This window comes from Oceanobacillus sp. FSL W8-0428 (genome assembly GCF_038004405.1).
In the GTDB taxonomy this organism is placed as follows: domain Bacteria; phylum Bacillota; class Bacilli; order Bacillales; family Amphibacillaceae; genus Oceanobacillus; species Oceanobacillus sojae.
The window spans coordinates 4277320-4291517 of sequence record NZ_JBBORB010000001.1 but is presented as its reverse complement, the minus strand read 5'-3'; the positions used below and the strand labels follow the sequence as shown (position 1 = coordinate 4291517).

18 protein-coding genes are annotated in these 14198 nt (G+C 36.9%); 9 read left to right on the top strand and 9 right to left on the bottom strand.

Features of this window, described 5'->3' with window-relative positions; translation table 11 throughout:
- Window positions 1-98 precede the first annotated feature (98 nt).
- The 9 genes from sigK to MKY30_RS20645 all read right to left on the bottom strand — a co-directional run bounded on the left by sigK (window position 99) and on the right by MKY30_RS20645 (window position 7799).
- Window positions 99-806 (bottom strand): RNA polymerase sporulation sigma factor SigK, encoded by a 708-nt coding sequence (gene sigK, locus MKY30_RS20685; protein ID WP_147209483.1) that lies wholly within the window; start codon window positions 804-806, stop codon window positions 99-101.
- 229 nt (window positions 807-1035) lie between these two features.
- Window positions 1036-1389, bottom strand: coding sequence for a monovalent cation/H(+) antiporter subunit G (mnhG, locus tag MKY30_RS20680; protein ID WP_147209675.1), 354 nt, complete (start codon window positions 1387-1389; stop codon window positions 1036-1038).
- Window positions 1382-1660, bottom strand: coding sequence for a Na(+)/H(+) antiporter subunit F1 (locus tag MKY30_RS20675; protein WP_152656324.1), 279 nt, complete (start codon window positions 1658-1660; stop codon window positions 1382-1384). Before MKY30_RS20675 ends, mnhG begins: the two co-directional genes overlap by 8 nt.
- The gene (locus tag MKY30_RS20670; protein WP_341085236.1) at window positions 1660-2136 is read right to left on the bottom strand and encodes a Na+/H+ antiporter subunit E; all 477 of its coding nucleotides are present in this window, start codon (window positions 2134-2136) and stop codon (window positions 1660-1662) included. Before MKY30_RS20670 ends, MKY30_RS20675 begins: the two co-directional genes overlap by 1 nt.
- Window positions 2137-2141: 5 nt before the next feature.
- Window positions 2142-3626 carry a Na+/H+ antiporter subunit D gene (locus tag MKY30_RS20665; RefSeq protein ID WP_147209480.1) on the bottom strand — a complete coding sequence of 495 codons (1485 nt, stop codon included), beginning with the start codon at window positions 3624-3626 and terminating at the stop codon, window positions 2142-2144.
- On the bottom strand, window positions 3619-3957 hold the full coding sequence (locus MKY30_RS20660; RefSeq protein ID WP_147209479.1) for a Na(+)/H(+) antiporter subunit C: 339 nt from the start codon (window positions 3955-3957) through the stop codon (window positions 3619-3621). Before MKY30_RS20660 ends, MKY30_RS20665 begins: the two co-directional genes overlap by 8 nt.
- Window positions 3957-4385, bottom strand: a complete 429-nt coding sequence (locus tag MKY30_RS20655) for a Na(+)/H(+) antiporter subunit B (RefSeq protein ID WP_156986130.1) — start codon at window positions 4383-4385, stop codon at window positions 3957-3959. The genes MKY30_RS20660 and MKY30_RS20655 overlap by 1 nt, the downstream gene beginning before the upstream one ends.
- Entirely contained in the window at window positions 4385-6802 is a 2418-nt protein-coding gene (locus MKY30_RS20650; RefSeq protein WP_341085234.1) for a Na+/H+ antiporter subunit A, read from the bottom strand. The genes MKY30_RS20655 and MKY30_RS20650 overlap by 1 nt, the downstream gene beginning before the upstream one ends.
- Window positions 6803-7658: 856 nt before the next feature.
- Window positions 7659-7799 carry a sporulation histidine kinase inhibitor Sda gene (locus tag MKY30_RS20645; protein WP_077601248.1) on the bottom strand — a complete coding sequence of 47 codons (141 nt, stop codon included), beginning with the start codon at window positions 7797-7799 and terminating at the stop codon, window positions 7659-7661.
- 508 nt (window positions 7800-8307) lie between these two features.
- Between MKY30_RS20645 and MKY30_RS20640 the strand changes: the two genes are divergently transcribed.
- The 9 genes from MKY30_RS20640 (at window position 8308) to MKY30_RS20600 (ending at window position 14169) form a co-directional block, all read left to right on the top strand.
- Entirely contained in the window at window positions 8308-8823 is a 516-nt protein-coding gene (locus tag MKY30_RS20640; RefSeq protein ID WP_147209477.1) for a YqeG family HAD IIIA-type phosphatase, read from the top strand.
- A 2-nt stretch (window positions 8824-8825) separates the two neighbouring features.
- Window positions 8826-9935, top strand: a complete 1110-nt coding sequence (gene yqeH / locus MKY30_RS20635; RefSeq protein ID WP_156986102.1) for a ribosome biogenesis GTPase YqeH — start codon at window positions 8826-8828, stop codon at window positions 9933-9935.
- Window positions 9936-9991: 56 nt separating this feature from the next.
- Window positions 9992-10822 (top strand): shikimate dehydrogenase, encoded by an 831-nt coding sequence (gene aroE, locus MKY30_RS20630; protein ID WP_156986103.1) that lies wholly within the window; start codon window positions 9992-9994, stop codon window positions 10820-10822.
- A gap of 1 nt (window position 10823) precedes the next feature.
- On the top strand, window positions 10824-11114 hold the full coding sequence (yhbY, locus tag MKY30_RS20625) for a ribosome assembly RNA-binding protein YhbY (protein ID WP_147209474.1): 291 nt from the start codon (window positions 10824-10826) through the stop codon (window positions 11112-11114).
- A gap of 104 nt (window positions 11115-11218) precedes the next feature.
- Window positions 11219-11794: a nicotinate-nucleotide adenylyltransferase gene (locus MKY30_RS20620; protein WP_147209473.1), complete on the top strand. Its 576-nt coding sequence runs from the start codon at window positions 11219-11221 to the stop codon at window positions 11792-11794.
- Window positions 11775-12359: a bis(5'-nucleosyl)-tetraphosphatase (symmetrical) YqeK gene (gene yqeK, locus MKY30_RS20615; protein WP_147209472.1), complete on the top strand. Its 585-nt coding sequence runs from the start codon at window positions 11775-11777 to the stop codon at window positions 12357-12359. The genes MKY30_RS20620 and yqeK overlap by 20 nt, the downstream gene beginning before the upstream one ends.
- A complete protein-coding gene (gene rsfS, locus MKY30_RS20610; RefSeq protein WP_147209471.1) occupies window positions 12352-12708 on the top strand; it encodes a ribosome silencing factor in 357 nt (118 codons plus the stop codon). Before yqeK ends, rsfS begins: the two co-directional genes overlap by 8 nt.
- 5 nt (window positions 12709-12713) lie before the next feature.
- Complete coding sequence (locus MKY30_RS20605) at window positions 12714-13460, top strand: class I SAM-dependent DNA methyltransferase (RefSeq protein ID WP_147209470.1); 747 nt, start codon at window positions 12714-12716, stop codon at window positions 13458-13460.
- A 103-nt stretch (window positions 13461-13563) separates the two neighbouring features.
- Window positions 13564-14169 (top strand): helix-hairpin-helix domain-containing protein, encoded by a 606-nt coding sequence (locus MKY30_RS20600; protein ID WP_156986104.1) that lies wholly within the window; start codon window positions 13564-13566, stop codon window positions 14167-14169.
- Window positions 14170-14198 lie beyond the last annotated feature (29 nt).

The following is a 14198-nucleotide window of genomic DNA, read 5'->3' as shown; positions in this document are numbered from 1 at the left end:
AAAAATGATATGATGTAATACAAAAAATGCTTCAAGTGATAAATTTTCACTTGAAGCATTTTAATATGCACTCTTATTTTAATAATCAACTTCAATATTTAAAATGATGGATGCTCATTCCGATAATACTCATGAAAAATCTTCATCAACGCGCGCTTTTCAATACGGGATACATAGCTTCTGGAGATATTCAGCTTTTTCGCAATTTCCCTCTGTGTCATTTCATCCTGGTCGTTTAAACCATAGCGGTATACAATCACTTCGCGCTCCCGGCTGTCCAGAATGGAGAAGTATTGTTCAATTTTAGAAATCTCCATATTTAATTGGATATACTCAATGACATTTTCATTTTCAGCTTCTAAAATATCAATTAAGCTGATTTCATTACCTTCCTTATCCTGCCCAATTGGATCATGCAGGGATACATCCTTTTTAACCTTTTTTAAAGCTCTTAAGTGCATAAGGATTTCATTCTCTACACAGCGCGCAGCATAAGTAGCAAGCTTTGTTCCTTTTCCGGTAGAAAAGCTTTCAACCCCTTTAATCAAACCGATCGTGCCGATAGAGATCAAGTCTTCCATATCTTCCCCGGTATTTTCAAATTTTTTCACCAGATGAGCTACGAGACGGAGATTATGCTCAATCAGTTTGTTTCTGGCTTCTTCATCTCCTTCCTGCATTAATTGGATGTATTTTGCTTCTTCTTTTGGGGATAGTGGCTGGGGGAAAGATTGATTCTTTACATAAGAGACGAAAAATAAAGCTTCTTTAATAAATAATCCAAGTGCAGATAATACAATGGACAAGTCCCATCACCTCCGAGAGTCAGCACCTTTAAATCTTCTAGGTAATTGCCTATAGCCTAATCTTATGTGCGGAAGGTAAAAAACGTGTCTGTCCATGCACAATACGGGAGCTGAAATAAAAAATTATTATATTTCTTTCGTCACTTGAGAATTTCAATAAACCAAGAAGCCATATAAAAAGCTCAGACTCCCAAAATTTCAGGAGAATCTGAGCTTTTAAATTATTTAATCATTTATTTTGTTTACTGTCATCGGTTTCGTACATCTCTTTTAAATCGTCGATTACGGTATTCTTATCGAGTTTCACACCGTTGCGGTAGGCTGATCTTGTTATCATTAAACTGGCTACCGGAGCTGTTAAGAATAAGAAAAGAATAGCTAATAATATTTTTGCATTCATCTCGCCCTGTGATAAAAAGTGAATAAATACAGCAAGCATAATAAAAATAACACCCAATGTCGCGCTTTTACCAGAGGCATGTGCGCGGCTGTATACATCTTTTAATCTGACAATACCAATGGCACTCACTACTGCGAAGAATACACCAATGATAACAAAGACAGCTACAATTACTTCAATCATCCCGGTCAATGACAACACCTCTTTCCAGGAATTTTGACAGGGTCAAGGTCCCGACAAATCCTAAAATAGTCAGTACGAGAACAATGTCAGAGAACACGGAAGTATCTTGTAAAATCATCAGAATCCCGATAAAACCGACAAGCAGAACACCAATGGCATCCAATGCCAGAATTCTATCCTGTGTAGAAGGACCGATAATAATACGGATAAACAATAAAACAAGTGCGATGGAGAGTGCACTTAATGCAATAATCATAACTGTATCAAACATTATTTCGTCACCTCCATAATCGCTTTTTCAAAAGAATCTTGAATATCTTTAATCATTGCTTCTTTATCCGGAACATCAATAGAATGCACATAAATGGTTTTACTGTCATCTGAGAAGTCCATGGAAATCGTTCCAGGTGTTAAAGTGATTAATGCTGCCAGCATAGAAATTTCAAAATCTGATTCGAGGCTTGTTCTGACAGCAACGATACCAGGCTGATGATCCTGCTTCGGTTTAAGTACTACCTTCACAACATCAATATTAGCTTTAATTAATTCAATCATAAAGAGATAAATTAATTTAATAATAGCCCAGATTTTTTTTAAATAAAAATCAAACTTAAGGAAACGGCGTATGACGAATAAAATTAGAATTCCGATTAAATAGCCGAAAAGAAAACTTACGAATGTATACTCATTTTGTAAAAACATCCAGAGTATCGCGAGCAATACGTTTATTAATATTTGAAAAGGCATAGCAACTACTCCTTAAGCACAGATTCAATATAATTTGTAGGATTCATAATCTCTTCTGCAACTTCCATCGAATACGTGAAAATCGGTTCCGCTGCAAAACCTAGAATAATTGTCAGTGCAACAAGCGGTAAGATAGGCAGTAACAATTTTCCTACTGGAATCTTTGCTTGTTCCTCTGTATGTTTCTGTTTGCCCCAAAAGGCATAACTGAATATTTTCATCATAGAAAATAATGTAAGCAGTCCGACCAGGAGAGCAACAGCAGAAATAACATATTGCTGTTCCTCAAAACCGGCTAATATAATTGGAAATTTACTAAAGAATCCGCTTAGTGGCGGAATACCTGCTAAGGAAATGGCAGTAATAAAGAATAGCCATGCTAGCCAGGGATGTGTTCCAAGTAAGCCTCCCATTTTCTTTAAGTCAGTTGTTCCTGTAATTTTCTGTGTGGCGCCGGCAAATAAGAAAAGTGCTGTTTTTACAATCATGTGATGCGCAATATAATAAATGGCGCCGGCAACAGCTAATGGTGTGAAAATACCAAGCCCCATCACCATATAGCCGACCTGACTGATGATATGGTAGGAGAGAATCCGTTTGAAATCAAATTGCGATACAGCTCCAAGAACTCCTAACAGCATCGTAAAACCAGCAATGGTAACAATAAGCCCCTTATGCGTAAAGGAAACATCATGGTTAAAAATAAGAGTAAATGTGCGGATAATCGCATAAATACCAACTTTTGTCAAAAGACCACCAAATAGAGCGGCTATTGCTGCAGGAGGGCCATAATAAGACCTCGGTAACCAGAAATATAATGGGAATAAAGCTCCTTTACAAGCAAAAACGATAAAGAATATAATCGCTACAATGTTAAGTGCTCCTGTTTGATCAAGCTCTGAAACACGCTGTGCCATATGTGCCATATTCATGGTTCCGGTAATGGAGTATACCCAGGCTATCCCCACGATAAAAAGAGCAGATGCAAAAATGTTAATAATAACATATTTAAATGATTCTCTTAATTGATAGCCCGTCCCACCATGGACAATTAACCCATAAGACGATATCAGCATAACTTCGAAGAATACAAACAGGTTAAATAAATCGCCTGTTAAAAAAGATCCGTTTACTCCGATCATTAAGAAAAGGTAAAGCGGGTAGAAAAATTGCTTCTCTCTGTCCTGAGATACAGTCTGAAAAGCAAAGAACAAACAAACTGTTCCCACCAGGGTAGATAAAAGCAGCATCAGTGTTGAAAAGAGATCTGCTACAATAACAATCCCAAATGGAGCTTTCCAGTCACCGACCTCCAAAACGATTGTTCCATGCTGGTAGACATAGATTGCTAAAAATACGGAAAGTGCCAATAATACAAACATAGTTATTCCGCTTATGACACGCTGCATGGAGTGCCTTTTATATAATAGTATAAGTATAGCACCGATTATAAAGGGAATAATAACCGGTAAAATTATGATATTATTCATCGGCAGAACCTCTCAAATCTTCTAAATCATCTGTTTTATGCACTTTATAGGTGCGGTAAGACATTACTAACAATAATGCAGTTACAGCAAAGCTGATAACAATTGCTGTCAATACAAGTGCGTGTGGCAGCGGATCTGTATAAGCTTCTGCATCAAAGCTTAAGATTGGTGATGCACCACGTTGTAAGCCAGACATCGTTACTAATAAAAGATGCACTCCATGAGAGAGCAATAAAGTGGCTACTGCAACGCGGAGCAGATTTTTGGACATGAACAGGTAAATACTGACACTGAAAATAATCCCTATTACAATTGACATTAATAGTTCCATTATTTATCATCCTCCGCGATTGTTAAAATAATTGTTAATGCACTGGCAAGCACGACAAAGTATACTCCCAAGTCAAAAGGCAGTGCTGTGGTCAATTCTACTTCACCAATTAATGGTATGTGAAAATATCTAAAAAATTGTTTCAGATAAGAAAATCCGAAGAAAATAGAAACCAAACCAGTTATGCCGGGTAAAAGCAATCCAATTCCTATGATTTTGATGTAATCAAAACGGATTACCTTTTTAATCGGATTTAAGCCAAATGAAAGGTATAAAATAAGAATCGCACTCGCAGTCATCAACCCTCCGATAAACCCTCCTCCAGGGCTGTTATGCCCTGCCAGCATTAAATAAATAGAGAAGGAGAGGACGACGAGTATAATCAACCTTGCTAATGTCTGCAGCATCATATTATTAGGCTTTTTCATCATACATCCTCACCGCCTTTAAAACGTAATCGAATTAAGCTGACAACAGTCAATACAGCTAAAGATACAACCAGTACCTCAAGCATAGTATCCAGACCACGAAAATCGACTAAAATAACGTTTACGATATTATATCCGCCAGCTTTTTCCTTTGAATTCTCTGTATAATACTCAGAAATAGATTCATAATTTGCCTCTTGTCCCATTGAAAACGCTGATAAGGATCCTAGTGTAATCATTAGTCCAAAACCGATAGAAATAATTAACTTGATCGTTTTCATTTTTGGTGGTGTCTTCATCTTTTTCAGCTTTGGCAAATGATAAAAGACAAGCATAAATAATACGACCGATACTGTTTCGATAAGCAGTTGCGTCAATGCTAAATCAGGAGCTCTGAATAATACAAATAGAAGAGCTACAAGAAAACCGCTGACGCCAGTTGTTATAATAATCGCTATCCGATTATTTAGAAATGGAATTGTTAAAATAGAGCCAAGAAATACTAAAATAACAAACCATGTGTAAACAGGTATTGGTGATAAATCAAGATTTTGAATTAACGGCAGATTATATCGGTACATCGTATAACCCATTATTAACATAATAAACGTGCACATATAGATGAAGTAATCTCTTAATCTGCCGGTCATCTGAATCCGGGTAAGCCACTGTGAGCCCTTAATTAAACCATCATATCCATAATCATAGGCATAGTTGAATAGATCCTGTTCCCCGCGGTAAAATGCAGTGTTTTCCCATTTTCTAAATGTTATAAATAAGAGAACACCTAAAACAATAATGCCAAGTGTCATAAAGAGTTCTGCTGAAAAGCCGTGCCAGTGCGTAATGTGTACATCAAAAAATTCTCCGGGAGAAAGTATCCCGGGAGCGATAGCTGCCATAGCTGGCTCAATAATAGAGTATGCTAACAGGTTAGGGAAGAGCCCGAATAAAACAACAAGAACAGCTAATATAATAGGACTAATCAGCATACCAATTGGTGCTTCATGAACATGCTTTACTTTCAATTTACTTATGTCGAATTTACCCATAAACGTCTTATAAAACATGAGAATGCAATATAAGAAAGTAAATACACTGGCAATGAAAGCAATGATAGGAATGATAAATCCGATTGCTTCTAAGTTGAAAATACCATATCCCGTAACGCTCAACATACCTGTTAAAAATAGTTCTTTACTTAAGAATCCATTAAATGGAGGAAGACCTGCCATAGAAGCCAAACCAATCAGAGAAATAGTTGCTGTTACAGGCATAATAGTCATTAATCCGCCCAGTTTGCGGATATCTCTCGTTCCTGTCTCATGATCGATAATTCCTGCCGCCATAAATAAGCTTCCTTTAAAGGTTGCATGGTTAATTAAATGAAATACTGCTGCTAAGATGGCCGTCATGTATAAAGGACTGTCTCCATCTTGAAAATAGAACGCAGCAGAACCAGCCCCGAGCAGACTCATGATTAAACCAAGCTGGCTTACAGTTGAATAGGCCAGTATTCCTTTTAAATCTTTCTGGCGTACTGCTGAAATAGAGCCCCAAATCAATGTGATTAATCCAGCAATGGTAATAATCCAAAACCACTCTGGTGCGCCGCCAAAAACCCCCGTTAATCTGGCGACAAGGTAAATTCCTGCTTTAACCATGGTTGCAGAGTGAAGATAGGCACTGACGGGTGTCGGTGCTTCCATTGCATCTGGGAGCCAGATATGGAACGGAAATTGAGCAGACTTGGTGAACGCTCCTAATAAGACAAGAATCATTGCCGGAATAAATAAACTGCTTGCCATGATAAGGTCAGCATTTGCAATTAGCTCTCTAATGCTGAATGTGCCTGCAATAACGTAAAGCAGAGAAAAACCGGCAAGCATGGATAATCCGCCGAAAACGGTAATATACATCGACTTTTGAGCACCATAAATAGATTTTTCTCTTGTATACCAGTAGCTGATTAATAAAGAAGAAGCGATACTTGTTACTTCCCAGAAAACATAAATAACAATTAAATTATCGGAAAGAACAACACCCAGCATAGCACCCATAAACATTAATAGATAAACATAGAAATTGTTCAGCTTTTCTTTTTGCTTGGACAGATAGTAGATAGAATAAAGGACTACCAATGTCCCAATACCAGTAATCAATAATGCAAAAAGTAAGCTTAAACCATCAATGTACACATTGAAATTTATACCTAGCGAAGGTACCCAATCCAGATTATTTAAGACCACGTTTCCAGAGGATGTTTCAGGTATAAATGATAGGAAATAAATAAATAGTGCCAGAGGCAGAATTAAAACAAACCAGCCAGTATGTATTCTTTTTAAATACTTATATAAAAATGGAATAAGTATGGCTGCAATAAAAGGTGATAAAACAGCCCAGTGTAATAAAGTCAACAATAATTCCTCCTTTTACAATAATGCCGAAAAATTCCTTTTTAACTGAAAGAATACTTTCAATATTCCTTCAGTTAAAAGTACTTTTTTCATTTCTTGTGCAAAAAATAAAATTTATCACAGTGTAACTGGCTGTACGACTCCCACTTCAACAACAGATAGAGAATCAAAAATTCCATGTAGGAATCAGGCAGCCAGTAACGGTCCGGTTGAATCAGGCCTTCAAGATATAGGTCACAAAGGCGCCTGAGACAACGCTTTTTGATGGTGCAAGTAATCTTAGCTCCAGTCCCAGTAGTCTCACCATGCTGTAGAATTAGCCTTTGGTCCTTGGAAACCATGGGAGATGAAAAGAAAACCCCTAACGAATGAAGTTTCATTTTATCTTTTAATATAAGAATAAGGATGAATTACACTGTAGTGCATGTTCAAAAACCAGTAAAGAGGACAATGTCAGCTGATGCAGCTGCATCGTGGCGTTACGATTATTCACTTTATCGAAAACATATGTAATGGCTTCTGTGTTACCCGCGCGATGTAGACGGTTTTAAGTAGAAACTTCTTTTCCTGTCATGTCATTTTATCGGGCTTTTGTATAGCCTCTTACTTAAAAGTAATCGGTATGATAATTCAAAGGAATACTATGCTTTTTTAGCATTCTCCATCTCTTTACGATATTTTGCACACACAAAAATAGAGTACTATATTTGATTATAACTTATTAAGAAGAAGGATGCATACAAAAAGAATGCGGTTGCTAAAGGTTGAAATCTTTATTTTAAATAGGAAGGAACAAGGGGAAAAAGGCAAAAAAAAACTTCAATTTTAAAATTGAAGATTTGTAAACAAGACAAAATTATACAGATTCTTTGATTTTATGAGTTAGAGATCTTTTATGGATTTCTTCTTCAAATAAAGAAAGAAAATCAGGACTTAGGTTTAGTGCAACTGCTGTATAATAAGATTCTAGTAATAGTTCGTCCGATAATGTTTCCACAATACAACCTCCTCGATTTGTAAGCAAATATTTAAGATATTAATAATTTAACATGTATATCTTGTGTTAACAAGCTCTAACTTATCTACATATAGTTGTAGATAAGTTGTGTATAAGGAAGTGGGTAACCTCTTTCAAGATTGTTATTCGTACATTCTTATGTTGATAAAGTTATCCACAAAATCGAAAGGAATCGGAATTTGTCGAACGATTTTTAAAGAATAGAAGCATTTTTCATAAGGAGTCTGCATAGTTCCCCATAGAAATAGAAGAAAAATTTGGATATCGATGTCGATTGAGTGAACGTCACTCTAGAAAGATTAATTATTTGAAACGCTAGTCAGTTGTTGCAGGATTAGGTATAATGTGATGTAGCATAAAATTGCTTTATCTTGAATTTTCTTGAGATAAGCAAAAACAGTATTTTTTTTAGTGAAGTTTCTTTACATAAAAAGTATAGTATGCAAGAAGTATAATGTTAACTAATCGGAAATCTTGAGGTGTGTATATGTTTTCAAAATTTTTACCGGATGAACAAATTGATCAAATTTTTGACCTGCAACCAGAAACGTTAAAAAAGAAAGGGATTAAAGGTATTATAACGGATTTGGATAATACCCTCGTTGCGTGGGATGTAAAGGATGCAACCCCTGATGTCATTTCATGGTTTAAAACAATGGAAGAAAATGATATAAAAGTAACAATTATATCGAATAATAATCAGGAACGTGTAACAGTTTTTTCAGAACCGCTTGGGACGCCGTTTGTGTTTAGTGCCAGAAAGCCTTTGAGCAGGGCTTTTAAAACAGTTGCCAGGCAGATGGGTCTGAAAAAAGAAGAAATTTTAGTTGTCGGGGACCAATTGTTGACAGATGTCCTTGGAGGCAATATAGCCGGATTTTATACGGTATTAGTTGTTCCTGTGGTACACACGGATGGTAGAATAACGAAGATTAACCGTATGATTGAAAGGAAAATTTTAAAAAGAATGCAGACCAAGAGTAATAGTAATAAGGAGGAATAAGTTTGGAGCAACATATTTGTCAAGGATGCGGAAGCGTTATTCAGACAGAGTATCCGGATGAGCCGGGCTATGCGCCTGTCAGCGCGTTAGAGAAAGATGTTATTTTATGTAAAAGATGTTTTCGATTGAAGCATTATAATGAGATCCAGGATGTGTCAATTACAGATGCAGACTTTTTGAAAATGGTCAGTTCAATTCGGGACCGGGATGGATTAGTTGTTCATATTATTGATATTTTTGATGTGAACGGTACACTATTAAGTAATTTACCAAGAATTACGGGTGATAATCCAATCATTTTAGCTGGAAATAAACTTGATTTATTGCCGAAATCGACAAATGAAAATAAATTAAAGCAATGGCTGCGTCATGAAGCAAGTCAGCTTGGAATTAAAATTCAGGATGTAGTTTTAATTTCTTCTGTAAAAGGGAATGGAATGGATGAGCTTAAGCAGAAAATAGAAAGATACAGGGCAGGCCAAGATGTATTCATTGTTGGTGTCACGAATGTTGGTAAATCAACTTTTATCAATCGTTTAATTAAAGAATCAACAGGAGAAGAGAACGCAATAACAACTTCTTATTTCCCTGGAACAACACTTGGCTTTATTGAAATACCGCTGGATGCAGAGACATTTTTAGTAGATACACCAGGAATTGTTAACAAACAGCAGATGGCTCATTATGTTTCTGAAAAGGAATTAAAAATGATTACTCCGAAAAAAGAAATTAAAGCAAGAGTTTATCAACTAAATGAGCAGCAGACGTTATATGTTGGCGGCTTGGTCAGATTGGACTTTATCAAAGGAGGAAAGCAATCATTTATTTGTTATTTCTCTAATGATTTAACGATTCACCGGACAAAGTTGGAGAATGCGGATGAATTATATGAAAAGCATGTTGGGGAACTGTTATCTCCTCCGTACAGTGAGCAGCTGGATAAATTTCCTCCAATGACAGCACACAGCTTTAAAGTGGGAAAGGGAAAAACAGATATTGTCTTCCCGGGCCTTGGCTGGATTAGCATTCAAGGCGAAGGGGCTACTGTTGTTGCGCATAGCCCTAAAGGAGTCTCCGTAACAACGAGAAAATCCTTTTTATCAGGTCAGTAAGCAGGCAAGATGCTTAGATGAAAAGAAGTACAGCAGTAGAGAGAGGAGGCGCTTCGTTGAGTTTGAAATTAAAATTAATTGGTTATCCTATCAAGCATTCTCTATCACCCTGGATCCAGAGCTCTTTTTTAGAACGAAGCGGTGTAGAAGGTTCTTATACATTGCATGAAATACCAAGTAAAGAAATCTTTGGTGAGGAAATGAAGAAGCTGAGAGAAGCAGAAATTAATGGATTTAATATTACGGTTCCTTACAAGGAAACAATTATTCCTTATCTCGATAAAATTGATATTACTGCGGAACGCGTGGGAGCAGTAAATACAGTATCGTTAGAGGGAAATAAATGGGTTGGATATAATACAGACGGCATCGGCTATGTACAGGCATTGCGCGATAAGTTTCCTGATATGGATAAAGATATTGATGTCCCTATTATAATACTCGGTGCAGGCGGTGCTGCACGAGGTATATTCCATGGATTGGTACAGGCAGGGTATAAAAATCTGACGCTTGCAAACCGGACCAGATCAAAATGTGAAGATATTACAAATGGAACCAGTGCATCTGTGATTACATTGGAAGAAGCTGAAAAAAATATTGCAGCTTATAATGTTATTATTCAAACCAGCTCTGTAGGGATGAATGAGGCAAAACAAATCATAGATCTGTCCAATATACAAGAAGGAACCATTGTCAGCGATATTGTTTACCAGCCGCTTGTCACACAGTTTTTAAAACAGGCAGGAGAAAAAGGCGGTCGCATTCATTATGGTCATACGATGCTGCTTTATCAAGCACAGAAGGCCTTTGAAATTTGGACAAATAAAAAGGTAGATGTACACGGGATGGACGAAGAAATGATAGCAAAAATAAAAGGAGAGAAATAAGATGCTAACAAATAAGCAAAAGCAATTTTTGCGCAGTGAATCACACCATATTAAGCCAATTTTTCAGGTTGGTAAGGATGGTGTAAATGAAAATATGATAACTCAAATTGGTGAAGCTTTAGAAAAAAGAGAATTGATAAAGGTCAGTATCCTTCAGAATTGTTCAGAGGATAAAAATGTGGTTGCTGAGCAAATCTCTAACGGGACTGAATCAGAAGTGGTACAAGTTATCGGCAGCACGATTATTTTATATAAGGAATCAACAGATCACAAAGAAATTAAACTTCCATAAAGAGGATGTTCAAAAAAGGCCAGCGGTTCCGAGGTAAGAATCATCACAAGGATTTTCATTGGCACTTTTTTGAACACGAATCAATAATTGCAGAAGGTGAGTCTTTGAAGAAGATTGGAATTTTAGGCGGAACATTTAACCCGCCGCATATAGGGCATTTATGGATTGCCGAAGAAGTAAGGATAAGAAATCAATTAGATGAAATTTGGTTCATTCCTACACGGACGCCGCCTCATAAAGACACCTCGATACTTGATGCAGCCCACCGTTTAGGAATGCTCCGATTGGCAGTACGAGATAACCCCCATTTTCATGTGAATGCTTTAGAGCTTGAAAGAGAAGGGAAATCGTATACATTTGATACAGTAAAGGAATTAACTGCAAGTTATCCTGACGATGACCTTTACTTTATTATTGGTGGAGATATGGTAGAATATTTGCCTAAATGGCACCGGGTAGATGAATTAGTGAAGATGATTCGCTTTGTAGGGGTATCCAGACCCGGTTATACATTGGAAACACCTTATCCGGTGGATTGTCTGGAGATACATCCTTTAGACATCTCCTCTACTTTCATAAGAAATCGGCTGGGAGACGGCGAGCTTATCCGTTATTTGCTTCCTGATGATGTAATGAATTATATTAAGGAGAATCAGATTTATGGATATAGAGAACCTTAAAACAGATCTGAAAGAAAGGCTGACTGAAGCAAGATATGAACATACATTAAGAGTAACAGATACAGCAATCAATCTGGCAGAGACCTTTCACGGGCCAGTAGAAAAAGCAAAAATTGCTGCCTTGTTTCACGATTATTGTAAGTATGATTCTTTAGAAGAAATGAAAAAAATTATTGAAACAAATAGCAAGCTGCCAAATTTGCTGCTTTCTTTTCATCATGAGTTATGGCACGGACCAGTTGCATCCGTTCAGATAGAAGAAAGATATACTGTTACGGATCAAGAAATAAAAGATGCGATTTTCTTTCATACCACAGGAAGAGCAAATATGACAATGCTGGATAAAATAATCTTTCTTGCTGATTATATAGAGCCGGGAAGAAGCTTTCCCGGATTAGATGAAGTGAGAGCTGCAGCTAAAACAGATTTAACAAAAGCATGCTATCAGGCTGCCAGGAATACTGTTCACTTTTTAATGGAAAAGAATCGTACTGTATATCCTGATAGCTTTCATGCTTATAATGATTTAAATCAACAAGTTTTTGGAGGAATAATAAATGAATAGCAAAGAATTAATTCAAGTAGTTGCAGAGGCCTGTGACGATAAAAGAGCAGAAAATATTGTTGCCTTAGATATGCATGAAGTATCCTTAGTTGCTGACTATTTTGTAATTTGCCATGGGAGCAACGAAAGGCAAGTACAAGCAATTGCACGTGCAATAAAAGAAACTGCTGAAGAAAATGGAAAAAATATTAAAAGGATGGAAGGCTTTGAAGAAGCTCGCTGGATTTTAGTGGACATTGGCGATATTGTCTGTCATGTCTTCCATAAGGATGAAAGACACTATTATAATTTGGAAAAATTATGGGGCGATGCTGATCGTGTTGCGCTGAATATTACCCAAGAAGGTTAATGAGAATGGTATATCACAAGATGGCTGAGGTTTATGATCAACTGATGGATAATGTCCCATATGATGATTGGGTGGTCTTAATTCAGCAAATGATAGCTCAGGCAGGCAGGCCGATTCAATCGATTATCGATTTGGGATGTGGAACTGGTGTTATTACAAGGAAGCTTGCTGCAGAAGGATATACGATGACCGGAGTAGATCAGTCTTCGGAAATGCTGCAGAAAGCACAGAAGGATTTAGAATCTGTCAGCAGCATCAACTGGTTAGAAGCAGATATTACAGAATTAGATGGATGCAAACAGCAATATGATATGGCAATCAGCTGTTGTGATGTAATAAATTATGTGACAGATCTTCAAAATGTAGAGACAGCATTCAAAAATATATATCAGTTATTAGAGGCAGATGGACTGTTTTTCTTTGATGTTCATTCTCTTTATACGGTGGAGGATGTCTATATTGGCCAAACATTTTCAGATGTAGCTGATGAAGCAGCTTATATCTGGGAATGTGTCCCGGGCGACGAAGTTGGAGAAATGTATCATCAGCTAACCTTTTTCCATCAGGAGGAAGGAGACCGCTTTATCCGATTTCAAGAAAAACATCATCAGCGGACATTTCCATTAGAAGTATATAAAAATATTTTAAAAAAAATCGGCTTTGAAAAAATTAAAATTTACGCTGATTTTTCATTGGAACCAAATAGTTGGAATGAACGATCAGAGAGAATTTTCTTTTTAGCTGAAAAATAAACGATAAAAGCGAATTTTAACGTAATTGCCATGGAAAAGGAGATTAACTTTCTTTGTCGAAGTATTCATTTAGCAGTATTTTGACAAAGAAGGAGGTAATACCTTGAATTGGTTAAAGAAAAATATTCCACTTTTTATCGTTATTGTTGTTATTTTGGTACTTTTTGTGTTTATGAATAAGAAAGAAGCCTCCAGTCCGCTATCCGCCTCATTAATTTCTTCTGAACCTGCCGACTCCGCTGAATCCCCTCTTGCAGTAGAAACCATAGAAGAGAAGGAACGAGTTGCAGTGGTTGATATAAAAGGAGAAGTGGTACGGCCGGGAGTATATGAGATTGATGAGGGCGATCGTGTCCAGGATATTATTGAACGTGCTGAGGGCTTTACGGAAGATGCAGATATTTTTCAAGTGAATTTAGCCCAAATTGTGCAGGATGAAATGGTTGTCCTGATTCCTGCCGTAGGTCAAGAAGGGGATCCTGCTAATAGTCTTGCCGGGGAACAGACAAATAATAATAAAGTAAAAATAAATTCTGCGACAAGGGAAGAATTGACTCAGTTGCCAGGAATCGGACCTGCTAAAGCAGAAGCAATTATTGCTCATCGGGATAACCATGGACAGTTTCAAAAAGCAGAGGATTTATTAGATATCTCAGGTATTGGGAAAAAAACCCTGGAGACACTTATAGAGCATATCCAGGTACCATAAAGAGTATCAAGTATGGAATGCGAAAAAAT

Bases quoted from the DNA above. Each gene is read 5' to 3' on its own strand.
- MKY30_RS20605 (WP_147209470.1), top strand. From the start codon at position 12,714: ATGGTATATCACAAGATGGCTGAGGTTTATGATCAACTGATGGATAAT.
- MKY30_RS20665 (WP_147209480.1), bottom strand. From the start codon at position 3,626: ATGAATAATATCATAATTTTACCGGTTATTATTCCCTTTATAATCGGT.
- rsfS (WP_147209471.1), top strand. From the start codon at position 12,352: ATGAATAGCAAAGAATTAATTCAAGTAGTTGCAGAGGCCTGTGACGAT.
- yqeK (WP_147209472.1), top strand. From the start codon at position 11,775: ATGGATATAGAGAACCTTAAAACAGATCTGAAAGAAAGGCTGACTGAA.
- MKY30_RS20655 (WP_156986130.1), bottom strand. From the start codon at position 4,385: ATGAAAAAGCCTAATAATATGATGCTGCAGACATTAGCAAGGTTGATT.
- mnhG (WP_147209675.1), bottom strand. From the start codon at position 1,389: ATGATTGAAGTAATTGTAGCTGTCTTTGTTATCATTGGTGTATTCTTC.
- MKY30_RS20660 (WP_147209479.1), bottom strand. From the start codon at position 3,957: ATGGAACTATTAATGTCAATTGTAATAGGGATTATTTTCAGTGTCAGT.
- MKY30_RS20640 (WP_147209477.1), top strand. From the start codon at position 8,308: ATGTTTTCAAAATTTTTACCGGATGAACAAATTGATCAAATTTTTGAC.
- MKY30_RS20675 (WP_152656324.1), bottom strand. From the start codon at position 1,660: ATGTTTGATACAGTTATGATTATTGCATTAAGTGCACTCTCCATCGCA.
- yhbY (WP_147209474.1), top strand. From the start codon at position 10,824: ATGCTAACAAATAAGCAAAAGCAATTTTTGCGCAGTGAATCACACCAT.
- MKY30_RS20670 (WP_341085236.1), bottom strand. From the start codon at position 2,136: ATGCCTTTTCAAATATTAATAAACGTATTGCTCGCGATACTCTGGATG.